Here is a 23,407-nt window from a genome sequence, read left to right on the forward strand (position 1 = left end):
GGAGAGTGAGGTAGTGATCTCCAGTCACCGCAATGGCGTCGGCACGGATCTCTCGCGTCGCCGTGTCCCGAGCGCTCTCCCGGTTGGCGGTGCGTGATGTGTTCCTCGTTCGAGCCTTCCGGTGAGTCGACGCCCGGCGCCCATCCGATCGAGCGCGCGCTGTTGGGCGGTGTCGCCCAGTACCGCAAGGCCGAGGTCGCCGAGGCCGTCGGAGTGGAGCTGGAACGGGCGGAACGGCTGTGGCAGGCGATGGGATTCGCCCACGTCGACGACGACGCGGTCGTGTTCACCGACTCCGACGTGACGGCCCTGCGCATGGTGGTTCAGCTCGTTTCGGCCGGGGTCATCACCGCCGAGCTGGAGACCGCCGTGGCCCGCTCGCTGGCCCAGACGATGTCGCGGTTGGCCGAGTGGCAGGTCGGTATCTTCAAGTCCGTGCTGGGGCGGACCTTCACCGAGGACGTGCAGACCACCGCCGACTTCGCGCGGGCGGTCATGCCGGTGATGGAGGAGTTGCAGGGCTACGTGTGGCGCCGCCATCTCGCCTCGATCGCCTCCCGCGAGATCGGCGAGGCCGACTCCGGCGGGGACGAGCGGACGCTGGTGGTGGGCTTCGCCGACATCGTCGGTTACACCAGGCTCGTGCGGGACTTCAGCGAGGTCGAACTCGCGCGGCTGATCGACGACTTCGAGGATCTCACCGCCAGGACGATCGCCCAGCACCACGGGCGCGTGGTGAAAACCGTGGGCGACGAGGTGCTGTTCGTGGCCGATTCGGCGGCCTCGGCCGCCGAGATCGCCCTGATGCTCAACGAGCGCGTCGCGGAGCAGCCCCGGCTGCCACCGCTGCGGATCGGGCTGGCCCGGGGCGAGGTGCTGGCGCGGTTCGGCGACGTCTACGGCTCGACGGTGAACATCGCCAGCCGGTTGACCACCCTGGCCAGGCCCGCTTCCGTCCTGGTCGACCGGACGTGCGCGCAGGAGCTGCACAGTCACCCCGAATACTTGCTGACGCCCATCGGCGCCACGAAGGTGCAGGGTTTCACCGACCTCCACGCCTGGGCGTTGCACCGCCCGGAGTGAGCCGTGCGCGGTGCGGGCACCGGCTTCGCGCCGAGAGCTCGGTGTGACCTGCGGTACTCGCCGATGGTGTGTTTGACCACGTGGTCGATCCCGGGCGTCTTGACCGGAGGTGGGGGTGCGTGGGGGAGGCAGGACGGCGCACTTCGCGCTATGGGCTCGTTCACCTGCGAATTAGGTTGTTTGGTGCAACGAAATTGGCGTTCGCGGAGCGGACCCGTGCGGTGGTGGGGCGATCCTCGCTACTGCTCTGATCAGGTTTCACCCCGATTGAAAGGGATGCTGAAGCCCGGCGACGGCAATAGTGTCGTGGAATATGGGTACTGATCGGGGAACAGCCACGGAGGGCGAGCACGCCGACGAGGTCGCCGCCGTGTTGGCACGGTACGGGCGGATTCCGAAGTCGGTTCCGATTCGACTGGCCAAGCCGACCTCGAACCTGTTCCGCTTCCGGTCGTCGTCGCAGCAGGCGAGTCTCGACGTCAGTGGTCTGGACCGAGTGCTCGAGGTGGATCCGGACAACCGCACCGCCGAGGTGCAGGGCATGGTCACCTACGAGCGGCTGGTCGACGCGACGCTGCCGTACGGGTTGATGCCGCGGGTGGTCCCGCAGCTCAAGACCATCACCATCGGGGGAGCGATCGCCGGACTGGGGATCGAGTCCACGTCGTTCCGCAACGGTCTGCCGCACGAGTCCGTGCTGGAGATGGAGATCCTCACCGGCGACGGGCGGGTGGTGCTCGCTCGCCCCGACAACGAACACGCCGATTTGTTCCGGGGCTTCCCCAACTCCTACGGCTCGCTCGGCTACGCGTTGCGGCTGGTCATCGAACTGGAACCGGTCGAACCTCACGTCCGGCTCCGGCACGTGCGTTTCGACAGCGTGTCCGACTGCGCCGAGGCGCTGTCCCGGATCTGTGCCGACCACGAGTACGAGGACCGCCGGGTCGACTTCGTCGACGGCACCGTGTTCGGTTCCCACGAGACGTACCTGACGCTGGGCACGTTCGTCACGGAGGGCCCGCCCACCAGCGACTACACGGGACGCCACGTGTACTACCGCTCGATCCAGCGGCGTGAGCTCGACCGGCTGAGCATCCGGGACTACCTGTGGCGCTGGGACACCGACTGGTTCTGGTGCTCCCGCGCCTTCGGCGCCCAGCACCCGCTCGTGCGGCCGCTCTGGCCCCGGCGATACCGGCGTTCGGACGTTTACCGCAAGCTGGTGGCCCTCGACCGGCGCCTCGGACTCACCGACAGGATCAGCCGGTGGCGCGGTCAACCGCCGAACGAACCGGTCATCCAGGACGTCGAGATCCCGCTCGAGCGGCTCGCGGAGTTCCTGGACTTCTTCGAGCGCGAGATCGGGATCAGCCCGGTGTGGCTGTGCCCGGTACGACTGCGGGACTCCCAGGGGTGGTCGCTGTACCCGATGGACCCCGAGACCCTCTACGTCAACGTGGGTTTCTGGTCCACCGTCGGTTTGGACGGGGGTAAACCGATGGGTACCCACAACCGTGCCATCGAGGAGAAGGTGACCGAACTGGACGGGCACAAATCGTTGTACTCCACCTCCTACTACGACGAGGAGGAGTTCTGGCGGCTGTACAACCGGCCCGCCTACGAACGGCTCAAGCGGTGCTACGACGCCGACGGCAGACTGCCGGGACTGTACGAGAAGTGTGTTCGTGACAAGTGAGCGCGGTGAAAGGATCAGGGGAAATGGGACTGGCAGGGGTGTTTCCGCACTTGTTCGGCCATGACGTGCCGGTCGAGTTCCGAGCCTACGACGGCAGTCGTGCGGGGCGGACCGGTGCCGATGTCGGCATCGAGATCCGTTCACCGCTGGCACTGTCGCAACTGGCCTCCTCGCCCGGTGAACTCGGACTGGCCCGTGCCTACGTCACCGGCCACCTCGAAGTGCACGGTGACCTCTACACCGCGCTGACCTGCTTCCCCGCCGTCACCCTGCAGGGAATCTCGAACGGTACTCGGTTGCGGTTACTGGCCACGCTGGCCGGTCACCGTTTGTGGTGGCCCGTGGGGCCGCCTGGCCAGGAGCACCGTCCCCGCGGCTGGCGGCACTCCCAGCGCAGGGACAGCAAGTCCATCTCGCACCATTACGACGTCTCGAACCGCTTCTACGAGTGGGTGCTCGGCCCGTCGATGACCTACACCTGCGCCGTCTTCGACGAGCCGACGTCGAGCCTGGACCAGGCGCAGTTCGTCAAGCACGACCTCGTCGCGCGCAAGCTCGGGTTGACCGAGGGGATGCGGCTGCTCGACGTGGGCGCGGGCTGGGGCGGCATGGTGATGCACGCCGCCGAGCAATACGGGGTGCGCGCACTGGGGGTGACGCTGTCCGGGCAACAGGCCCGGTGGGCGCAGAAGGCGATCGCCGAGCGGGGGCTGGCCGACCTGGCGGAGGTCCGCCACCTCGACTACCGCAACGTCACCGAGACCGACTTCGACGCGGTGAGCTCGATCGGTCTGGCCGAACACATCGGACGTGCCAACCTGCCCGGCTACTTCCGGTCCCTGGCGGACAAGCTGCGGCCGGGCGGGCGGATGCTCAACCACTGCATCACCCGCCCGGACGGCTCCTACGGCGCTCGCCCGGGCAAGTTCATCTCACGCTACGTGTTCCCGGACGGGGAGCTGGAGCCCGCGGCCGAGGTGGCCTCGGCGATGAACGACAACGGCTTCGAGATCCGCCACGAGGAGAACCTGCGCGAGCACTACGCCCGGACACTGGCCGGATGGTCGGCCAATCTGGAGCGGCACTGGCACGAGGCGGTGGAGGAAGTGGGACCCGAGCGGGCGAGGGTCTGGCGGCTGTACATGGCGGCGTGCCGACTGGGGTTCGAGCGCAACGCCGTCCAACTGCACCAGACGTTGGGAGTGCGCCTCGACGGAACGCAGGCACACATGCCGCTGCGCCCGGACTGGTGAGACTCGGTGTCAGCAGGTGTCAGCCGATGTCGGCCAGGGACACCGGGGGAACGTAGTCGCTGAGCGGAGTGCGGACCCACCACTCGCCGGTGTCGCGGAGCTCCTGCCTGCTGCTGAAGCGGTAGCGGAAGAACCGCGCCCGCACGAAGGTCGGAGGTTCGTCCGGGAAGGGGTTGTACCGCAGCAGGCTCAGCACCTGCCGATCGCCGCGCAGCAGGGCTCGTAGCAGCCCGGGCATCCAGGACCGCCCGTAGCTGGGCGAGATCGCGCAGAACCACATCAGCCAGTCCAGCCGCAGGTGATAGGGCGCGATCTGCGGGGGACGTCGACGCGGGTCACCGGGTTTGCCGCGGAACTCGTACTCGTGCCAGTGCTCCTGCCCCGGAGCCTGCTGCGACGTCCCCTCCAGCACCACCTCGTAACGGGTGCGGGTCACGCTGCCGAAAGCGCCGTAGGTGTTGCCCAGGTGCAGCTTGTTGAAGCTGCGGTTCATCGCCTGACCGGGACCGATCATGTTGCGCACCGGCCAGTAGCTGAGCACGATCATCATGACCGTCACGGCGAGCACGACGGCGCGGTGCCACAGGGGAGTGGGGGTGAGCTCGGCGGGCTCCCCGGGCATCAGGGGACCGAGCAGGGTGGTGTCCATCGCCGCGAAGGCCAGCACGATCGTGACCGCGTTGAGCCAGGCGAAGTTGCCGCTGAGCATCAACCACAGCTGGGTGATCACGACGATCCCGGCCGCGACGTCGGCGGCGGGCTGCGGGGCGAACAGCACGAACGGCACGACCAGCTGGGTGCCGTGGTTGGCGAGCACCTCGATCCTGTGCACCCGCCCCGGCAGGTGGTGGAACCTGCGACTGAGCGGGCCGGGCATCGGCTGGGTCTCGTGGTGGTAGTGCAGCGCCGTGAGGTTCCGCCAGACCGGATCCCCGCGAAGCTTGATCAGCCCGGCGCCGAACTCGACCCGGAACAGCAGCCACACCAGGAGCCACAGCACGGGAGCCGGTGGGCTCGTCCCGACGGGGCCGAGGAAGATCGCCAGGAATCCGGCCTCGAGCAGCAGCGACTCCCACCCGAAGGAGTACCAGATCTGGCCGACGTTGACGACGGACAGGTACAGCAGCCACAGCAGGGCCCACGCGACCACGTACGCCCACAGCGGTAACCGATTCACGACTCCGACGGCGGCGGCCAGGCTCACCACGATGCCGCACCACGCCAGCCCGGCGAAGAAGCGGTCGGAGTAGTGCAGGTGGAACACGCTCGGGGCCTGCCGGAACCCGGCCAGCCGGAGAAACCGCGGGATCGGCGTGAGGCCGTGCGCACCGAGCAGCGGACGGAACTGGTTCCGGGCGTTGAGGAAGGCCAGCAGGTACAGGACGCCGAGCAGGTGCTGCACCGCCACTCGAGCCGCCCAGTAGTCCTGAGCCCAGAACCAGTTCCAGGGCATTCCCGACTCCCCTACGACGACTGCCACGGGCGAGCGGTCACGGTGGTTCGCCGTGACCGCTCGCCGAGGGGGCTACCCGGCTAGGCGGGAGATTTAAGCTCTTTCGCGAAAGCGGTGCCGGCCGCTGCCACCAGGCACGCGACCGGCACCGCCGGGTGGCGGTGTGGGTCGGGGTCGCCCGCACCCGCACCGCGAAGAAAGAGGGTCCGTGGACCTGCTCAGTCCTCGTCGCGGGAGACCCGGACCATCTCCTCGCGTGGCACGACCTTCATGCGTTCGCGACCGCGGGCTTCGCCCAGCGCCCTCTCGTGGGCGTCGAGCCGGTTCCAGCCCTCCCACGTCGTGTAGGCGACGCCGCGCTCGTCGAGCAGCTCCAGGATGCCGGAGGGGTCCGGCTCGGGGGCGGGCTCGGCCGTCTCGGCGTCGGCCAGCAGGTTGTTCACCGTCTCCATGGCATCGCCCTTGGTGTGGCCGATGAGACCGACCGGGCCGCGCTTGACCCACCCCGTGGTGTAGACGCCGGGGATGTGGTCGCCGTCGAGGTCGAGCACCCGCCCGCCCTCGTGCGGGATCGTGCCGCTGTCGTTGTCGAAGGGGATGTCGGGCAGCGGCGAGCTCAGGTACCCCACCGCCCGGTAGAGGGACTGTGCTTCCTGGGTCTCGTACTCGCCGGTACCGCGGACGTTGCCGTCACCGGTGAGCTCCATGACCTCGGTGCGCAGCCCCTCGACGCGGTCGGTGCCCAGCACCTCGACCGGCCGCCGCAGGAAGTGGAAGTGCAGTCGCCGCGCGGAGTCCTCCCGCGGGTCCCGCAGCGCCCAGTCCTGGAGCGTCTTGACGACGTTCTTGACCTGGTTGTTGGTGCGGATGGCCTCTTCGCTGGCCTCGTCGAGCTCGAAGCCCTCCGGGTGCACCACCAGTTCCATGCCCGGCTGGTGGTCGAGCTCGCGCAGCTCCAGCGGGGTGAACTTGGTCTGCGCCGGGCCGCGCCGGGCGAACAGGTGCACGTCGGTGACCTGCGAGGACTTCAGCGCCTGGTAGACGTTGTCCGGGATCTCCGTGCTCAGCAGGTCGTCGGGCTGCTTGGCCAGCACCCGGGCCACGTCCAGGGCGACGTTGCCCGCGCCCACCACGGCCACGCTGGTGGAGTCCAGGGTCCAGTCGCGGGCGGCTTCCGGGTTCCCGTCGTAGAACGAGATGAACTCCGAGGCGCCGTGGCTGTGCGGGAGGTCGATCCCGGGGACGTTCAGCTCCCGGTCGTCGCTGGCGCCCGTGGCGAAGACGACCGAGTCGTAGTGGTGCCGCAGGTCCTCCAGCTTGCAGTCCACGCCGTAGTCGACGTGGCCGAGGAAGCGAATCTCGGGCTTTTCCAGGATGCGGTGCAGTGCGTTGACGATCCCCTTGATCCGGGGGTGGTCGGGGGCCACCCCGTAGCGGACGAGACCGTATGGAGCCGGTTGCCGGTCGATCAGATCTATGTCCACGGGAGTTTCCGACTTGGTCAGGCTGTCCGCGGCGTACACGCCGGCGGGACCGGCACCGATGATCGCTATTCGCAAGGGGCGGGACACTTCAATCCTCCTGGATGTCGAGGTATCGGATGTGAAACGGTTCACGCTGTCAGCCCGGCCCGGCGGGAGCTTCGTGGCGCGTCACAACGAGACCCACCACCAGCTTAGGCATACCTAACCCCGATTCTCGTGATGTGGACCGGTGATCCTGCTCATGGCAGGACCGTTCGAGTGAGAGTCCGCCCTCGCCTGGGCGAAAAAATCCACGGACCGTGAGTGACCTGACTCGGTTCGTCACAGTAGGATCGCTGTTGATCTCGTGGGGAGGACGGACCCGTGGGATCGAAAAACTCGCCGTGGCCACGGCCGCGGTAGATGGGCCGGGCGCGGGGTTCGGTCCGGGGAAGGGAGCAGCACATGGATCAGCAGCACAGCGGTTTAGCGAAGGACGTCGACATGGAGACGGCCAGTGCGGCCCGGTGCTACGACTACTACCTGGGGGGCGCGCACAACTTCGCAGTGGACCGCGAGCTCGCCCAGAAGGTCGAGGCCCAGGTTCCGCAGGTCCGTGATCTCGCCCAGGATAATCGCGCCTTCCTCCGCCGCGCGGTGCGCTACTGCCTGGACCGGGGGATTCGTCAGTTCCTCGACATCGGCTCCGGCATCCCGACGGTCGGCAACGTGCACGAGATCGCTCAGGCCGTCGATCCGGAGGCCCGCGTGGTCTACGTCGACAACGAGCCGGTGGCCGTGGCCCACAGCCGCACCATCCTGGACGGCAACGACAACGCCGACGTCGTCCAGGCCGAGCTGGAGGACGTCGACGGCGTGCTGGACTCCCCGGAGGCCAACCGGCTGTTGAACTTCGACGAGCCCGTCGCGGTGATGATGCTGGCGCTGTTCCACTTCGTCCCCGAGTCGGCGCGTCCCCGCGAGATCCTGCGCCGCTACCACGAGCGGATGGCCCGCGGCAGTTACCTGGGCTTCTCGCACCTGACCGAGGACGCCCATGCCGAGTACATGCACAGCCTCGTCGACCTGTACAAGAACAGCAGCAACCCCCTGGTCGCGCGGTCGCGTCACCAGATCGCCGAGTTGCTGCAGGACTTCGATCCCGTCGATCCCGGTGTGGTCTACGTGCCGGAGTGGCGTCCGGAGACGGAGGAGGACCGTTGGGAGGATCCTTCGCGCTCGCTGGCCTACGGGGTTGTCGGGTACAAGGCATGAGACGTGGTTGAGAGGTCGGGGAGTCCGCGGCACCGGCGGGAGGAATCCATGACGCAACAGCAGGAGAAGGACGAGTTCGTCCGTCAGTGGGCACGCGAGGTGCTCGGCAGCAGCTACGTGTCCAAGACACGTCCTCAGGTCTGGGAGCTGCTCGACGCGTGCACGACGAAACTCGTCTCCGCGCTGATGGCCGAGGAGTACTCCCCGGTGCTGGCAGCCGAGGTCGGTGCCCGGCTGATCAGGGAGCACTTCGTCGGCTCCCGAGCGTTGCGGGGCACGTTGCAGCTGGTCGCCACGGGCCTGCCCGGGGTGGCCGGGTTCACCTGCGAGGAGGTCCCGAGGGAACGGCTGCTCGCGCTCCTGGGCGCGCTGGCCGGTGGTTACTCCCGCGAACTCCGTGAACGGACGCTGGGTGAGCAGGAGGTCATCCGGCAGGCGGTGTTGCAGGCCAAGGACGAGGCGGAGGAGGCGCACCGGGCGACCGAGGCGCGTTTCCGCGCCGTGTTCGCCTCGTCGGCGCTGGGCATCGCCATCGTGTCGCTGGACGGCACGATCGAGGACGTCAACGAGTCCGTGGCCAGGATCTTTCGCACCACCCGCGAAAGCATGGTCGACTCCACGATCCTCGACCTCGTCGACGAGGGATGGTGGCACGAGCTGGCGGAGGCCAACGCGGAGCTGGTCGCCGAGTGCAACGAGCACTTCGAGGTGGACACCCGCTATACCGTGCCCGACAGCGACGAAGAGGTCTGGACCCAGGTCACGGGCTCGTTGGTGTACGACGCGCACGGCAGGCCGGAGTACCAGGTGGTGCTCTACACCGACATCACCGACCGCAACCTGCTCAAGGAGCGGTTGAGCTGGCAGGCCATGCACGACCCGTTGACCGGGTTGGCCAATCGCACCCTGTTGCAGAGTCGCACCGAGAGCGCGCTGGATCAGTCCACTCCCGGCCATCGGATCGGCTTGTGCTATCTGGACCTGGACGGTTTCAAGACGATCAACGACACGCTCGGCCATCGCGTCGGCGACGAGCTGCTGCGCGCGGTCGCGCAGCGATTGCACGAGGTCGTCGACGCGGAGGGCGCGTTGGCCGCCAGGATGGGCGGCGACGAGTTCGTCGTACTGGTCCCCGACTCCGGGGGAACCCGGGCCGTCCTCGACCTGGTGAGCCGGTTCTACGACGCGATCACGCGACCGGTGCACGTGGGTGAGCACGAACTGTCGGCCTCGGCCAGCGTGGGCGTGGTCGAACGAGAGACCGTCGGCACGGACCTGTACGAATTGCAGCGCGACGCCGACATCTCTCTCTACCGGGCGAAGAGCGACGGCAAAGCGCAGTGGGCGCTGTTCGACTCGGAGCAGAACGCGTTCGCCCGGCAGCGCTTCAGGCTCTCCGCGGAGATGCCCGCGGCGCTGGACAACGACGAGTTCTTCGTCGAGTACCACCCGATCACGTGGTTGGCCGACGGCAGTCTCGCCGCGGTGCACGCCGAGGTGATCTGGGATCACGAGGACCGTGACATCGACTCCGCGGAGTTCCTCGAGATCGCCGAGGAGACCGGTGTCATCATCCGGCTGGGCACCTGGATGATGCGGCAGGTCTGTGAACACGCGATGGAGTGGGTGCGGAGTCTGGGGTCGGCCGCGCCGATCGTCAGTGTCGATCTCTCCCCGCGGTATTTCCGCGCTCCCGGGCTGGTCGACGAAGTGGGGCGGATCCTGGAGGAGACCGGCGCGCCCGCGCGGAACCTGCGGCTGAGCGTGCCCGAATCCGCGTTGTTCGACGAATGCGGTGATCCCGTCGACACGCTGAGCGTCTTCGTCGAGATGGGTTTCGACTTCGTCGTGCGGGACTTCGGCAGCGACTACACCCACCTGGGACGACTGAGCGAGCTGCCGGTCTCCACGGTCTGCGTCGAGGGCGATTACCTGAACGGCCTCGCCGGGCACCGCGCCCCGGAGCCGTTGAGCGAGCATCTGGTGCACAGCGTGGTCTCCGCGGCACATCTGCTGGGCATGACCGTTATCGCGGCGGGGGTGCGGACCGAGGAGCACGCCGCTCGGCTGCACAAGGTGGGTGTCCAGGCAGTGCGGGGGGAGTACGCGGGTGAGCGCGCTTCGGCCCTCGAGATTCGGGAACTGATCGACAGTGGTGAGTTCGTCGGCAGCCGGTGAGCGCCGCCGGATCCCGGGAGGCTTCGCCCGGTGAAAGCCGGAGCCGATAGCATCGGTGGCGAACCGTATTCGCTCGTGAACCGCGAGCCTCGAGAACACCCTAGGAGTGACCGTGTCCGTCTCGCCGTCCGAAGCCCAGCAAGCACCTCGGGTGAAGGTGCCGGCGGGCACTACGGCTGGTAATGCCGTCCGGGAGGCAGGACTGCCGTCGAAGGGTGCCGAGGCCGTCGTCGTGGTCCGCGACGCCGAGGGCGCACTGCGCGACCTGGAGTGGGCGCCGTCGGTCGAGGTCGAGGTCGAGGCCGTGGCCGCCGATACCGAGGAAGGCCGCTCCGTCATCCGGCACTCGACCGCGCACGTGCTGGCCCAGGCGGTGCAGCAGCTGTTCGACGGCGCCAAGCTGGGGATCGGCCCGCCCGTCAAGGACGGTTTCTACTACGACTTCGACGTCCCCCGTCCGCTGACTCCCGAGGACCTGCAGGCGCTGGAGAAGCGCATGAAGCAGATCCTCAAGTCCGGGCAGAAGTTCAGCCGGCGCAAGCTCGACTCGCTCGAGACAGCCCGCGAGGAGCTGTCCGACGAGCCCTACAAACTGGAGCTGGTCGACCTCAAGTCCTCCGCGGAGGAGGAGGTCGACACCAGCGAGGTGATGGAGGTCGGTGGCGGCGACCTGACCGTCTACGACAACATCGACCGGCACGGCCAGACCGTCTGGAGCGATCTGTGCCGCGGCCCGCACGTGCCGCACACCCGTTTCATCCCCGCCTTCACGCTGACGCGGGTGGCCGCCGCCTACTGGCGCGGTGATCAGAACAACCCGCAGCTGCAGCGGGTCTACGGCACCGCGTGGGAGTCCAAGGAGCGGCTGGAGCAGCACCTGGAGTGGGTGGCCGAGGCCGAGCGCCGCGATCACCGCCGCATCGGGGCCGAGCTGGACCTGTTCTCCTTCCCCGAAGAGCTCGGGTCCGGCCTGCCGGTGTTCCACCCCAAGGGCGGGGTCATCCGCCGCGAGCTGGAGGAGTACTCGCGGCGCAGGCACGAGGAGGCGGGCTACGAGTTCGTCAACACCCCGCACATCACCAAGAGCGGACTGTTCCACACCTCCGGTCACCTGCCCTACTACGCGGACACGATGTTTCCGCCGGTGGCTTTCGAGGGCGAGGACTACTACCTCAAGGCCATGAACTGCCCGCTGCACAACCTGATCTTCCGGTCGCGTGGGCGGTCCTACCGCGAGCTGCCGTTGCGGCTGTTCGAGTTCGGCACCGTGTACCGGTACGAGAAGTCCGGGGTGGTCCACGGACTGACCCGCGTGCGGGGGATGACCCAGGACGACGCGCACATCTACTGCACCCCGGACCAGCTCCAGGCGGAGCTGAAGAACCTGCTGACCTTCGTGCTCGACCTGCTGCGCGACTACGGCCTGGAGGACTTCTACCTCGAGCTGTCGACGCGGGACGATTCGCCGAAGTTCATCGGCGATCCGCAGGAGTGGGAGCAGGCGACCGAGACGCTGCGTCAGGCCGCGGAGGAGTCCGGGCTCGAGCTGGTGCCCGACCCCGGCGGCGCGGCGTACTACGGGCCGAAGGTCTCGGTGCAGGCCAGGGACGCGCTCGGACGGTCGTGGCAGATGTCGACCATCCAGCTCGACTTCAACCAGCCGAAGCGGTTCGAGCTGGCCTACACCTCGTCCGACGGCTCCAAGCAGCAGCCGATCATGATCCACCGCGCCCTGTTCGGGTCCATCGAGCGGTTCTTCGGCGTGCTCACCGAGCACTACGCGGGGGCGTTCCCGGCGTGGCTCTCGCCGGTGCAGGCCGTGGGAATCCCGATCGCCGACGAGCACGTCGAGCACCTTCAGCAGGTCGTCGAGGCGTTGCGCGCCAAGGGGGTGCGCGTCGAGATCGACGACGGTGACGACCGGATGCAGAAGAAGATCCGCAACCACACCACCCAGAAGGTGCCGTTCCTGCTGCTGGCCGGTGGGAAGGACGTGGAGGCCGGTGCGGTCTCGTTCCGGTTCCGCGACGGCACGCAACTCAACGCCGTGCCGGTGGATCGCGCCGTGGACGCCTTGAGCCGGTGGGTCGATCGCAGGGAGAATGCCTCACCGACGGCGGAGAACTTCGAGGCGGAATTGGCGTGACGGAGCGGCACGAGAGCGGCGCGGAGTTCTCCGAGCAGCAGGGCATCGGCGTGCCCGACGCCCTGCAACGCCTGTGGACACCGCACCGGTTGTCCTACATCCAGGGGGAGAACAAGCCGGACTCCGAGCACAGCGACGGATGCCCTTTCTGCTGGTTGCTCGACGGCGACCGGTCGGACCGGGAAACCCTCATCGTGGCTCGCGACGAGCTGGTTTTCGCCGTCCTCAACCTCTATCCGTACAACCCCGGCCACCTCATGGTGCTGCCGTACCGGCACGTGGCCGACTACACGGACCTGACGACGGCCGAGACCATGGCCGTTGCCGAGTTCACGCAGCGCGCCATGCGTGTGATCCGGCACGTTTCGGCACCGCACGGATTCAACATCGGCCTGAACCAAGGGCCGGTGGCCGGGGCGGGCATCGCCGCACACCTGCATCAGCACGTGGTCCCGCGCTGGGGCGGGGACTCCAATTTCATGCCGGTGATCGGCCACACGAGGGTCCTGCCGCAACTGCTGGGCGATACGAGAGAGCTGCTCGCCGACGCCTGGCAAGAGGTGGACTGAGGGCCTGCGCGGATTGGTGCGATTTTCCCTAAAGTTGTGCCACAACTTTAGGGAAAATCGTCAAACCCCACGGCGCGGGTCCCACTGACCCCCGCGCCGCTCCACAAGCCGATCCGCGCGCTGTGCCAGAGGGTCCGCGGTTGCCGTCGCGCGCACCGCGGGCCCTTCCGATCAGGAGCTCTGCGCCTCGATGTCCAGCGTGATCTTGACCTTCTCGCCGAGCATGGCGCCACCGTCGGGACCGACACCGAAGTCGGTGCGGTTGATCGTGGTCGACGCGGTGCCCCCGAGCATCTTGCCGCCCTGGCCGTCGTCGGTGAAGCCGCCGGGCTCGACGCTCAGCGTCACCGGCTTGGTCACACCGCGCAGGGTGAGCTCGCCGTCGATGGCCCACTCGTCGCCGTCCTCGCGAATGGCGGTGGAGCGGAAGGTGATGGTGGGGTGGTTCTCGACGTCGAGGAAGTCCGAGTTGCGGACGTGAGCGTCGCGGTCGGCGTTGCCGGTGTTGAACGAGGCCGCGTCGATGGTGGCGGTCACCGAGGAGTCCAGCGGGTTCTCGGCGGTGACGATCTCGCCCTCGAACGAGTCGAAGCGGCCGCGGGACCGGCCGACTCCCATGTGACGCAGGGTGAACTCGATACCCGAGTGAACGGCGTCGATGTTCCACGTTCCCACGACGTAGTCGGGGATCGATGTGCTGGTGGTCAAGTCGGCCTCCTTGTCTGGAGCGTGTTCGTTCCGAGCAACCAGATTGAAAGTTCAACCATTCCCGCTGTGGCTCAGCACACGAGTGCTCGGCGACGTCGTGGTCCGCAGGTCTGTCGTCGGTGTCGTGATCAGGCCGGTTAGGCTGCACCGGACACACGGTGTACAGGCGGCGGACAATTCTGACGATGCTCAATATCTTCGCGCGGGCTGGCGTTTCCCGGGTGAGTGACCCGGTCGGTGCGTGGTTGCTACGCCTGGGGTTGTCACCCGATGTGGTGACGATAGTCGGGACGGTGGCCAGTGTCGTCACGGCCCTGTGGTTCTTCCCGCAAGGGAAGTTGTTCGTGGGCACCGTCGTGGTGGCGGTGTTCCTGATGTTCGACCTCGTCGACGGTTCCATGGCCAGGGCGCGAGGCAGGACGACGGCCTTCGGCGCGGTACTCGACGCCAGCTGCGACCGCATCGCCGACGGGGCCCTGTTCGGCTCGCTGGTGTGGTGGTCGCTGGTCGTGGCCGACGATCACGGTCGCGGGCTGGGGATGCTGCTGTGCCTGGTCGGGGCGCAGGTGATCTCCTACATCAAGGCCAGGGCCGAGGCCAACGACCTCGGCGTCGAGGGTGGTCTGGCCGAGCGCGCCGAACGCTTCGTCATCATCCTGGTCGGTACCGGTCTGCACGGCTTGGGAGTGCCCTACGTCCTCGACGTCGCCGTCTGGACGCTGGTGGTGCTCTCGACGGTCACCATCGGCCAGCGACTGTGGGCCGTGCACATAGCGAGCAGCCGCCCCTGATTCCTTCGGGCGCCGAAGCGGTCCGGCGGGATTCGGGGTCGTCGGCCGCGGCTTCAGAACCTGCGGTTGGACAGCACCGGCAGGCTGCCGCGGACCTGTTCGACCTCGACCGGGTCGACGTCGGTGATCAGGACTCCCGGTTCCGCGTCCAGCTGATCGTGGATCCTGCCGAGCGGGGTGGCCACGGTGCTGTACCCGATCCCCGTCGGCGCCTTGCCGCTGGGCTGTCGCCCGATGCTGAGCGGATCGGCCTGCCCGCAGCCCAGCACCCACGCTGTCGAGTCCAACGCGCGAGCACGCACGAGCAGCTCCCACTGTTCGCGCTTTCCCTCACCCGCACCCCAGGATGCCGGGGTCACGATCACCGAGGCGCCCTGCTCGGCCAGTGTGGTGTAGAGGCCGGGGAACCGGATGTCGTAGCAGGTCGCCACGCCGATCCGCATTCCCCCGAGATCGACGGTCAGCGGCTTGTCCCCGGGAGCCACCGTTCTGGACTCGGAGAAACCGAAAGCGTCGTAGAGATGGACCTTGTCGTAGTGCGTGTCCGTTCCGCGCCCCGTGACCAGCAGCGTGTTGGTGACCCGACCGTCGTCGGTGGGGGTGAACATGCCGGCCACGACGGCGATGCCGGCCTGCTCGGCCAGTCGCCGGACGCCGGTGGCCCACGGACCGTCCAGCGGCTCGGCCAGCGGTCCCAGCTTCACGCCGAAGCAGGCCATCGTGGCCTCCGGGAACACCGCGAGCTCGGCTCCGGCCTCGGCGGCCCGCCGGATCCCGTCGGCGACCAGATCCAGGTTCGCCTGCGGTTCCGGGCCGGAAACGATCTGGCACAGCGCGATTCGCACCTGACATCCTCCCGCGATGGTCGTGGCCGTCACTCGTCATCCTGCCCGAGGGGGCGGGCGCGCGGCCAGCGTGGGAAACAGCTCAGTACTGGGGTGGCTTATTGAGCAAGAGTTGCAGCAGTGCTTAGGGTGATCGAGTGATCGATCGCCGTACTCTGATGACCACGTCCCTGGCCACGCTGACCCTGTTCGGCGCCGGTTGCTCGGTGCCGTCGAAACCGGGCGGTGACGGCGCCGATTCGATGCTGCTCGCCGACGGCTACGAACCGGACAGTCTCAACCCCCTGCTGGGCTACGCGCACGCGGGCGCGGCCAAGTTCTACGACGGCCTGATGGCCTTCGACGGCAAGGGATCACTGCTTCCCGCGCTGGCCGCCGAACCACCCGTGGCCGACGAGGACGCTCGCAGATGGACGGTGAAGCTGCGGGGCGACGTTACCTTCCACGACGGAACACCGTTCGACGCCGAGGACGTGGTGGCGACCTACCGGGCCGCGATCGACCCGGCGTACGCCTCCACGATCAGCTCCAACTTCGACATGCTGGACCGGGTCGAAGCTCTCGACCCGCACACCGTGCGGTTCGACCTCAAATATCCCTACGTGCCGTGGCCCGCCCGGATGGTGCTGGGCATCGTGCCCGCGGAGAAGCTGGCCGAACCCGCGCCGCTGACGAACTCCGAACTCAACACCAAGCCGGTCGGGACCGGCCCCTACCAGCTCGTCGAGTGGCGCCAGGGCGAGCGAATGGTCTGGAGGGGCAACCCGGACTACTGGGGTGGTGCCCCGGCGATCGGCGAGGTCACCGTCGTCTTCGCCACCGACGACAACACCCGGGCACAGCGGGTGCGGTCGGGTGAGTTCGACGGCACCGTGCTGCCTCCGGTGCTGGCGGAACGGGTCGGCACGGACTCCTACCGGACTGTGCATCACGACACCGCCGACTATCGCGCCATCACCCTGCCCAGCACCCATCCGGTCACCGGCGATCCGACCGTGCGCACGGCCCTGAACCTCGCGGCCAACCGCGACGGCATGATCGACGCGCTGCTGGGGGGCCACGGCATTCCCGGCCACACCCCCATCCCGCCCTCGATGGACCGCTACCACGAGCCCACCGCACGGTTCGCCTTCGACCGGAAGCGGGCGAAGGGGATGCTGGATGCCGGTGGGTGGCGTCCGGGCCCCGACGGCGTCCGGCGGCGCGGCGGTCAGCGTGCCGAGTTCACGGTGATGTACTTCGCCGACGACAGCCTGCGCAAGCAGTTGGCCGTGGCTTTCGCGTCCGACGCCGGGGAGGTCGGTATCGAGGTGCGTCCGGCCGGGGTGGACCGGACGGAGGCGGCGAGCCGGATCGGCACCGACGCCATCGTGCTCGGCGGCGGCAATCCGCTGGATCCGGACCTGCAGATGTACGACAGCCTGCACTCCTCGGTCATCGGCACCGGCACCTACAACAATCCCGCGCAGTACCGCAACGCCGCTGTGGACGCCGCGCTCGACCGTGGCAGGCACACCACCGACTCCGCCCGGCGCGCCCGGTACTACAAGCAGGCCCAGACGGCCTACGTCGCCGATCCCGGACTGGTGTACCTGGCCTTCATCCAGCACAGCTACGTGATGCGCACCGGTGCGTGGAACGGCTACGAACCGGTGATCGAGCCGCACACGCACGGCACCACCTGGGGGCCGTGGTGGAACGTCGAGGACTGGACGCCGCAGCGGTGACGCCCACCACCGCCGGATCCCGCTCCCGCGCCACCGCGGTGGCCCGCCTCGTACTGCGCCGGCTCGCCTTCGCCGTTCCCGTGCTGTTCCTCGTGGCTTTCGGGGTCTTCCTGCTCGCGGCGGCCTCGCCGTTCGACCCGGTCTACCAGTACTACGGAGTCCAGATCCTCAACGCCTCCGCGGCGGACGTGGCGGACGTGCGTGCCCGGCTCGGCCTCGACGAGGGAGTGCTGGCGCAGTTCTGGGGCTGGTTCACCGGTGTGCTCTCCGGCGATCTGGGAGTGTCCCGCTCCATGCGTCAGCCGGTCGCACGAGTACTGGCCGAGCGACTGCCCTGGACACTCCTGCTGACGGTGACCGGGCTGGTGGTGGCCGTGGTGTTCGCGCTCGTCCTGGGCACCGTGGCCGCCTGGCGCCAGGGCGGTTGGATCGACCGGGTCGTCACCGCACTCGGTCACGCGTTGGAGGGCATTCCGCCGTTCGTGCTCGCGCTGCTGGCGATCGCGCTGTTCTCGCTGGGCCTCGGGTGGTTGCCGGTGGCGGGCCTGACCGACGCGGGGAGCGCGTTGAGCATCGGCCAGGTCGTCGAACACCTGGCCCTGCCCGCCCTGGTACTCGGGATCTCGCAGTCTCCTTGGCTGGTGCTGCACGTGCGGCAGTCGATGCTGAGCTCGTTGTCGCAGGACCACGTGACGGGAGCGCGCGCACGGGGACTCGGTGAACGGGTGGTGGTGTTGCGCCATGCGCTGCCGACGGCGTTGCTGCCCTTCGTCACGCTGATCGGCGCGCGCATTCCCGAACTGGTGACCGGCACGGTCCTGGTCGAGGAGGTCTTCTCCTGGCCGGGCCTGGCCGCGGCCGTGGTCACGGCCGCCACGGCGGTGGACTATCCGTTGCTGGCGATTCTGACGCTGGTGGCCACGGCCGCCGTGCTGCTCGGATCGCTCCTCGCCGATGTCGCGGCCGTGCTGTTGGATCCGAGGGTGTCCGCCGATGGTTGAGACGGGACGAGCCACGGAGTCGTCAGCGGCGCCCGATCAGTGGCGTGACGCGAGCCGTAGACGAGCGGGCACCATGCGCGGACGCGCCACGGGTGCGCGCGTCCGCGCGCGCCTGTGGGGCTCCCTGGGAACGCTCGTGCTGGTGGTGTTGGCGGCGCTGATCGTTCCCCCGCTGTTCGGCAGCGGGAGCACGGTGCACTACGAGGCGATCCGGCTGCCCCCGGGATGGGCGCATCCGTTCGGCACCGACAGCAGCGGACGCGACCTGTTCGTGCGGTCGTTGGCGGGACTGCGGATCTCGTTGCTGGTGGCGGCGATCAGCGCCGTGGTGTCCACGGTGCTCGGTTCGGCCGTGGGGGTGGCCGCGGGAGCTCTCGGCGGATGGAGCGACCGGCTGCTGATGCGAGCGGTCGACGCGGTCAACGCCGTGCCGCACCTGCTGCTGGGCATCGTGATCGTGTCGCTGTACCGGGGCAGCGTGGTGGCGGTGATGCTCTCGATCGCGTTGACGCACTGGGCCACCGTCGCCCGCATCGTGCGTTCGGAAGTGCTCTCGCTGCGAGAGCGCCCCTACATCGACGCGGCGATCTCCGGTGGTGCGAGCCGCCTGCGTGTGCTGTACCGCCACTTCCTCCCGGCGGTCGTGCCCCAGGCAGCGCTCTCGGCCGTGCTGCTGATCCCGCACGCGGTGTGGCACGAGACGGCGCTGAGCTTCCTCGGGCTCGGGCTGCCGCCGCACATGGCCAGCATCGGCAACATCCTCGGCGACGGGCGCTCGGCCGTGCTCCTCGGCGCGTGGTGGCTCATCCTGTTCCCCTCGTTGCTGCTGGTGGCCACGACGCTGGCCGTGTCGGGTATCGCCGCGACCTGGCGTGACAGGGTGGTTCCCCGCAGAAGATCGGAGTTGTCACTGTGACCGCGTGTACCGGCGCCGACGAGCAGGAGAGCGAGCCGCTGCTGCGACTGGATCGACTCTCGGTGCGGTTCCTGCTGTCCCCGCGTCGGCGTCCGGGCTCGGAGGTACGTGCCGTCACCGACGCCTCGCTGAACCTGCGGCCGGGCAGGGTGCTGGCCCTGGTGGGCGAGTCCGGGTGCGGCAAGTCGGTGCTGGCTTCCGCGCTGCTCGGGCTGCTGCCCGCCAACGCCCAGGTACGGGGACGAGCTCGGCTGTACCGTCCCGATCCGGTGGAGCTGATCTCCGCCCCGGAGTCGGTGCTGGCGGGCGAGGTACGCGGACGAGGTGTCGGGCTGGTCCCGCAGTCGGCGAGTACCCACCTGACCCCGGTGCGGACGGCCCGCGCCCAGCTCGCCGAAGCCGTCCGCGCGCTGCGGCCGGAGGCCGGTGCGGAACTGGTCGACGAGCTCGCCCGGCGGGTCGGTCTGCGGGTGGAGGACCTCGAGCACTACCCGCACGAGCTCTCCGGTGGCATGGCCCAGCGGGTGGCCCTGGCCCTGGCCCTGGTCGCCGACCCCCCGGTGGTTCTGGCAGACGAACCCACCACCGGTCTGGACCGCCCACTGGTCGATCGGACGATGGATCAGCTCGGCGAAACCGCGCGACGTGGGCACGGAGTGCTGCTGATCACCCACGACCTGTCCGCCGCCCGGCGCGTGGCCACCGACGTGGCGGTGATGTACGCGAGCAGGATCGTCGAGGTCGGTCCCGCCGAGGAGATCTTCGCCAACCCGTGGCATCCCTACACCGCCGGGTTGCTGCGGGCGCTGCCGGAGGGCGGGTTCGAGCCGATCCCCGGCCACCCGCCCGTGCTCACCGAACTGGAACGTCTCGAACGGGAATGGGGTTGCGTGTTCTGCCAACGTTGCCCGGACATGCCGGGATTCGCCCCGTGCACGGGGAATCCGGAGCTGATCGAACACGGTGGCCGCTGGGTCGCCGCTCACGCGCCGTGCTGAGCGGCACCGGACTGGTCGCCGGCTACCGCAAGGGCGTCGCGGTGCTCGACGGCATCGACGTGGAGGTTCCCGCCGGACGTGTCACCGGTCTGGCGGGGCCGAGCGGGTGCGGCAAGTCGACCGTGGCTCGCGTCCTGGGGCTGTTGCAGCGGCCGTGGGAGGGGCGAGTCAGCGTGGACGGCGATGTGGTCGACGGTTTCCGACACTCCGCACCCCGTGCACAGCGCACGGCGATCGGCATGGTTTTCCAGCAGCCCCGCCCGGCCGTCGATCCCCGGTTCACGCTTCACGAGGTGGTCGCGGAACCACTTCGTGCGACGGGTCGCTCCGAGCCGATCGAGGCGCTGACGGAGCAGGTCGGCCTGACCGCGGAACTGCTGCGGCGACGACCGCACGAGGTCAGCGACGGACAACTCCAGCGAGCGTGCCTGGGCAGGGCCCTGGCCCTGCGTCCGCGCTATCTGATCTGCGACGAGATGACCGCGATGCTGGACGCTTCCACCACGGCCGCACTCGTACGCGTGGTCGACCGGCAGGTCGAGGAGCACGGTACCGGGGTGTTGGCCATCAGCCACGACGAGGCGCTGCTCGAGCGGTGGGCCGGGCGGGTGCTGCGGATTTGAGGGCCAGCCGGTGCCCCCGGGGCGAGTGGTTGTGGGAGAGTGAACCGCGGGTGTCCGGCCGTACCCCGAGCGGTCCGGGCTGAAGTGATGGGTAGTGGAGAACTTTCATGAGTGAAGGCACCACGTTCGTGCAGTGGCGTGAACGGGCCCGGTCGGAGATCAAGGACGAACGTCCGCACCTGCGGTGGCTCCTGATCACCGCCGCCATCGTGGTGGTGGTGGGCGTGCTCGGCGGAGTGCTCGCCCTGCTGCTCGCGTGACCGGGAAGGGTGGGCGTTTTCGCCGAAACCGCCCACCCGCCCGAAAACGTCAGGCGCCCGCCTCGCGGAGCAGGATGTCCACGGCGGCGTCGTTGCGCGCGGTTTCCCGCTCGATCACCTCGTCGGGTGGGTAGAAACCCTGGATCCCGCCGGATCCCGGGTACATCTCGAAGGTGAACGACAGGACGTCGTGTTCGGCCCACATCCAGTCGTTGACGCTGCCGTCGGTGACGTAGAGATCGCTGGACTGCTGCGGCGTGTAGCCGTTGGTCGCGGCCATCTCCTTGCCGACGCGGGCGAACCGCTCGTATTCCTGCCGGGTCATTCCCGGAGCGCTGTCCGAGGTGGTGTAGCCGTAGGGCCAGAGCACCAGCTCGGAGAAGGTGTGGAAATCGATGTGAGCGGTGATCTGCTGCGCACCGTCGATCACGCGGGAGTTGGTGAAGTCCCGGATGGCCGAGGTCTCCGGAGCCGAGAACGGTGCGGACCCCCGGTAGGTCGGTGAGGTCGGGTCACCGCTGGAGCCGTCGCAGCAGCCCCACTGGTGCCCCCAGTTGCGGTTGAGATCGGTGGGCTGTTGGCCGCGGTTGCGCCGCCACCCGCGGTACTGACCCGTGGCGACGTCGTGGACGATGCCGTCGGGGTTGGCCATCGGCACGACCCAGATCTCGCGGTTGTCGACCATGTCGGTGACCGTGGGATCACTGCCGTAGTCGTCGGTGAAGCGCTGCACGACGTGCAGGCACATCTCCGCGGTCAGGTGCTCCCGGGCGTGCTGATTGCAGGTGAACAGCACTTCGGGCTCGGTCTCGTCCTTCGCGGCGTTGTCGCTGATCTTGACGGCCGGGATGTCCCGGCCTTCCGCGGAGGTGCCCGCGCTCGAACGGGCGACGACGTCGGTGTGGTCGGTGGCGGCCTTGTCCACCTCGCTCACCATTTCCCGGTAGGTGTGATATCCGCTGTCCTCCGGTGGGAAGGAGGGAACGGCTGCGGGTTCCGCCTCGGGGCGTGCCAGCTCCGTGCGCACGTTCGACTGCTTATGCAGCGTGTATCCGGCCTCCCGGAGCCGTTCGGCCTGCTCGGTGGTGGCTTCGACCGTCGTGGTCCCGCCCTGCGCGGACAGCACCAGGGCGCCCGTCCGAGCGAGCTCCGTGCGCTGGGCGGTGTCGGTGTTGGGCACCGCGTAAACGGCTCGGTCCCGTGGTGCCGCCGTATCGGGTTGGACCGGACTCCCGGCTGCGGCGACAGTGGTTTGCAACGGGGGGAGCAGGAGCAGGCACGCGCCTGCTGCCACTGCCGCGGCACTGCGGCGTGAAGGGAACATCACGTCTCCGTTCGATCACTTTTCGTGACCGTGTGATATTCCCGACTGTGGTTGTGCTCGGCAACCCACTTCCGTCGGAGTGCCGTTGCCGTTTTCGGCGCTTCCCGGGACTGCCCTCCCGGCTGGAGAAGGTGTCTCCGGCTGTTTGTGGTTGTGTGTCTTCGCGTGTTGAGGCGTGTCATTTCATGCGTTGTTCGGGTGGGTACTCGTGGCGTCGGGTGTGGGGCACGGTGGGGATGGTGCTGCAGGCCTACCGGCTCGCCCCGGGCTCCACCGCCGAGCAGCAGGCCATGCTGGCTTCCCACCGTGGCGCTGCCCGATTCGCGTTCAACCGCAGGCATGTGCGGTTGCCCCGGATCGGGACGGTGCGCACGCACGAGTCGACTCGCAAGCTGGCCCGCCACGTCGAACGCGGCACCGCTCGTCAGCAGGGCCCGGACAAACGTGCTGGTCAGAAAACCTCGGCCCGGTGGCGTAAGACGCAGGTCCGGATCGCGGAGCTGCGTACGGCCATCGCCAATGCTCGGGCTGATGGGTTGCACCAGCTCTCCACCCGACTCGTGAACGAATTCGATGCGGTGGTGCTGGAAGACCTGCACGTGGCCGGGATGCTGCGCAACCGACAACTCGCCCGCGCGGTCCCCGGTGCGGGTATGGGCGGGGCGCGGCGTCAGGTGACCTACAAGGCCGCCTGGTCGCACCGCGCACTGATCGTGGCCGACCGATTCTGCCCCAGCTCGAAAACCTGCGACGACTGTGGCGTGGTGACAGCCACACTGAGCCTGCGGCAACGCACCTTCACCTGCGATCACTGCGGCTGCGCCACCGATCGCGACCTCAACGCGGCCCGCAACCTCGCCAGCCCGGCCGAGACCACGGGCAGCACGTCCTCCCCGAGCTGCGGGGCGACGCAAAACGAGCCCGCTGGAAACCCACGCAAGACCAGCCCCGCTGGTACCGGGTACCGCTACGGGAAGACCTCGACCCACCGGGCCGGGGCCGACGCCGCGTAGCAATACGACGGCTCAGGAAGTGCACGCTTTTACACGCTTTCCGAACGGGCGATTATCCTGGTGGAGGCCACCCCCGTACGTAAGG

Annotated in this window: 20 protein-coding genes; 15 read left to right on the forward strand and 5 right to left on the reverse strand. The window is 68.5% G+C overall.

The features are described from left to right. Positions 1–96 precede the first annotated feature (96 nt). The 3 genes from FHX42_RS15230 to FHX42_RS15240 all read left to right on the forward strand — a co-directional run bounded on the left by FHX42_RS15230 (position 97) and on the right by FHX42_RS15240 (position 4,032). Entirely contained in the window at positions 97–1,083 is a 987-nt protein-coding gene (locus FHX42_RS15230; RefSeq protein ID WP_182545052.1) for an adenylate/guanylate cyclase domain-containing protein, read from the forward strand. Positions 1,084–1,396: 313 nt separating this feature from the next. After that, positions 1,397–2,779 (forward strand): FAD-binding oxidoreductase, encoded by a 1,383-nt coding sequence (locus tag FHX42_RS15235; RefSeq protein ID WP_182545053.1) that lies wholly within the window; start codon positions 1,397–1,399, stop codon positions 2,777–2,779. 23 nt (positions 2,780–2,802) lie between these two features. Next, complete coding sequence (locus FHX42_RS15240; RefSeq protein ID WP_182545054.1) at positions 2,803–4,032, forward strand: SAM-dependent methyltransferase; 1,230 nt, start codon at positions 2,803–2,805, stop codon at positions 4,030–4,032. 19 nt (positions 4,033–4,051) lie between these two features. Here FHX42_RS15240 and FHX42_RS15245 read toward each other — a convergent pair whose 3' ends face one another. Both FHX42_RS15245 and FHX42_RS15250 read right to left on the reverse strand, forming a co-directional pair. After that, positions 4,052–5,485 carry a lipase maturation factor family protein gene (locus FHX42_RS15245; RefSeq protein WP_182545303.1) on the reverse strand — a complete coding sequence of 478 codons (1,434 nt, stop codon included), beginning with the start codon at positions 5,483–5,485 and terminating at the stop codon, positions 4,052–4,054. Between the two features lie 218 nt (positions 5,486–5,703). Further along, a complete protein-coding gene (locus tag FHX42_RS15250) occupies positions 5,704–7,056 on the reverse strand; it encodes an FAD-dependent oxidoreductase (RefSeq protein WP_182545055.1) in 1,353 nt (450 codons plus the stop codon). Positions 7,057–7,413: 357 nt separating this feature from the next. Here FHX42_RS15250 and FHX42_RS15255 point away from each other — a divergent pair, with 357 nt between their 5' ends. The 4 genes from FHX42_RS15255 (at position 7,414) to FHX42_RS15270 (ending at position 13,116) form a co-directional block, all read left to right on the forward strand. After that, on the forward strand, positions 7,414–8,223 hold the full coding sequence (locus tag FHX42_RS15255; RefSeq protein ID WP_182545056.1) for an SAM-dependent methyltransferase: 810 nt from the start codon (positions 7,414–7,416) through the stop codon (positions 8,221–8,223). A 48-nt stretch (positions 8,224–8,271) separates the two neighbouring features. After that, positions 8,272–10,401 carry a putative bifunctional diguanylate cyclase/phosphodiesterase gene (locus tag FHX42_RS15260; protein ID WP_182545057.1) on the forward strand — a complete coding sequence of 710 codons (2,130 nt, stop codon included), beginning with the start codon at positions 8,272–8,274 and terminating at the stop codon, positions 10,399–10,401. A gap of 112 nt (positions 10,402–10,513) precedes the next feature. Next, the gene (thrS, locus tag FHX42_RS15265) at positions 10,514–12,547 is read left to right on the forward strand and encodes a threonine--tRNA ligase (RefSeq protein WP_328796179.1); all 2,034 of its coding nucleotides are present in this window, start codon (positions 10,514–10,516) and stop codon (positions 12,545–12,547) included. Then, positions 12,544–13,116, forward strand: coding sequence for an HIT family protein (locus tag FHX42_RS15270; RefSeq protein ID WP_328796181.1), 573 nt, complete (start codon positions 12,544–12,546; stop codon positions 13,114–13,116). The genes thrS and FHX42_RS15270 overlap by 4 nt, the downstream gene beginning before the upstream one ends. A gap of 171 nt (positions 13,117–13,287) precedes the next feature. Here the strand turns inward: FHX42_RS15270 and FHX42_RS15275 are convergent, their stop codons facing one another. Next, positions 13,288–13,824 carry a YceI family protein gene (locus FHX42_RS15275; protein WP_182545058.1) on the reverse strand — a complete coding sequence of 179 codons (537 nt, stop codon included), beginning with the start codon at positions 13,822–13,824 and terminating at the stop codon, positions 13,288–13,290. A 185-nt stretch (positions 13,825–14,009) separates the two neighbouring features. On the opposite strand from FHX42_RS15275, the gene pgsA reads away from it, so the two are divergent. Further along, on the forward strand, positions 14,010–14,615 hold the full coding sequence (gene pgsA / locus FHX42_RS15280) for a phosphatidylinositol phosphate synthase (RefSeq protein ID WP_182545059.1): 606 nt from the start codon (positions 14,010–14,012) through the stop codon (positions 14,613–14,615). Between the two features lie 53 nt (positions 14,616–14,668). Here the strand turns inward: pgsA and FHX42_RS15285 are convergent, their stop codons facing one another. After that, positions 14,669–15,460: a carbon-nitrogen hydrolase family protein gene (locus FHX42_RS15285; RefSeq protein ID WP_182545306.1), complete on the reverse strand. Its 792-nt coding sequence runs from the start codon at positions 15,458–15,460 to the stop codon at positions 14,669–14,671. Positions 15,461–15,597: 137 nt separating this feature from the next. On the opposite strand from FHX42_RS15285, the gene FHX42_RS15290 reads away from it, so the two are divergent. The 6 genes from FHX42_RS15290 to FHX42_RS15315 all read left to right on the forward strand — a co-directional run bounded on the left by FHX42_RS15290 (position 15,598) and on the right by FHX42_RS15315 (position 20,985). Further along, entirely contained in the window at positions 15,598–17,187 is a 1,590-nt protein-coding gene (locus FHX42_RS15290) for an ABC transporter substrate-binding protein (protein ID WP_328796182.1), read from the forward strand. Beyond that, positions 17,184–18,188, forward strand: a complete 1,005-nt coding sequence (locus tag FHX42_RS15295; protein WP_328796183.1) for an ABC transporter permease — start codon at positions 17,184–17,186, stop codon at positions 18,186–18,188. Before FHX42_RS15290 ends, FHX42_RS15295 begins: the two co-directional genes overlap by 4 nt. A 73-nt stretch (positions 18,189–18,261) precedes the next feature. Beyond that, positions 18,262–19,104: an ABC transporter permease gene (locus FHX42_RS15300; RefSeq protein WP_182545060.1), complete on the forward strand. Its 843-nt coding sequence runs from the start codon at positions 18,262–18,264 to the stop codon at positions 19,102–19,104. Further along, a complete protein-coding gene (locus tag FHX42_RS15305) occupies positions 19,101–20,102 on the forward strand; it encodes an ABC transporter ATP-binding protein (protein WP_182545061.1) in 1,002 nt (333 codons plus the stop codon). Before FHX42_RS15300 ends, FHX42_RS15305 begins: the two co-directional genes overlap by 4 nt. Next, positions 20,096–20,725 (forward strand): ABC transporter ATP-binding protein, encoded by a 630-nt coding sequence (locus FHX42_RS15310; protein WP_182545062.1) that lies wholly within the window; start codon positions 20,096–20,098, stop codon positions 20,723–20,725. Before FHX42_RS15305 ends, FHX42_RS15310 begins: the two co-directional genes overlap by 7 nt. A gap of 107 nt (positions 20,726–20,832) precedes the next feature. After that, a complete protein-coding gene (locus FHX42_RS15315) occupies positions 20,833–20,985 on the forward strand; it encodes a hypothetical protein (protein ID WP_182545063.1) in 153 nt (50 codons plus the stop codon). A gap of 49 nt (positions 20,986–21,034) precedes the next feature. Here the strand turns inward: FHX42_RS15315 and FHX42_RS15320 are convergent, their stop codons facing one another. Beyond that, complete coding sequence (locus tag FHX42_RS15320; protein WP_182545064.1) at positions 21,035–22,309, reverse strand: M14 family metallopeptidase; 1,275 nt, start codon at positions 22,307–22,309, stop codon at positions 21,035–21,037. Positions 22,310–22,494: 185 nt separating this feature from the next. On the opposite strand from FHX42_RS15320, the gene FHX42_RS15325 reads away from it, so the two are divergent. After that, on the forward strand, positions 22,495–23,322 hold the full coding sequence (locus FHX42_RS15325; RefSeq protein ID WP_182545065.1) for an RNA-guided endonuclease TnpB family protein: 828 nt from the start codon (positions 22,495–22,497) through the stop codon (positions 23,320–23,322). The last annotated feature ends 85 nt before the right edge of the window (positions 23,323–23,407 follow it).

Source organism: Halosaccharopolyspora lacisalsi, assembly GCF_014137975.1.
Taxonomy (GTDB): domain Bacteria; phylum Actinomycetota; class Actinomycetes; order Mycobacteriales; family Pseudonocardiaceae; genus Halosaccharopolyspora; species Halosaccharopolyspora lacisalsi.

Coding starts and splice junctions, on each gene's coding strand:
- FHX42_RS15230 (WP_182545052.1), top strand. CDS start 97: ATGTGTTCCTCGTTCGAGCCTTCCGGTGAGTCGACGCCCGGCGCCCAT.
- FHX42_RS15235 (WP_182545053.1), top strand. CDS start 1,397: ATGGGTACTGATCGGGGAACAGCCACGGAGGGCGAGCACGCCGACGAG.
- FHX42_RS15240 (WP_182545054.1), top strand. CDS start 2,803: ATGGGACTGGCAGGGGTGTTTCCGCACTTGTTCGGCCATGACGTGCCG.
- FHX42_RS15245 (WP_182545303.1), bottom strand. CDS start 5,485: ATGCCCTGGAACTGGTTCTGGGCTCAGGACTACTGGGCGGCTCGAGTG.
- FHX42_RS15255 (WP_182545056.1), top strand. CDS start 7,414: ATGGATCAGCAGCACAGCGGTTTAGCGAAGGACGTCGACATGGAGACG.
- FHX42_RS15260 (WP_182545057.1), top strand. CDS start 8,272: ATGACGCAACAGCAGGAGAAGGACGAGTTCGTCCGTCAGTGGGCACGC.
- pgsA (WP_182545059.1), top strand. CDS start 14,010: ATGCTCAATATCTTCGCGCGGGCTGGCGTTTCCCGGGTGAGTGACCCG.
- FHX42_RS15300 (WP_182545060.1), top strand. CDS start 18,262: ATGCGCGGACGCGCCACGGGTGCGCGCGTCCGCGCGCGCCTGTGGGGC.
- FHX42_RS15315 (WP_182545063.1), top strand. CDS start 20,833: ATGAGTGAAGGCACCACGTTCGTGCAGTGGCGTGAACGGGCCCGGTCG.
- FHX42_RS15320 (WP_182545064.1), bottom strand. CDS start 22,309: ATGTTCCCTTCACGCCGCAGTGCCGCGGCAGTGGCAGCAGGCGCGTGC.
- FHX42_RS15325 (WP_182545065.1), top strand. CDS start 22,495: ATGCGTTGTTCGGGTGGGTACTCGTGGCGTCGGGTGTGGGGCACGGTG.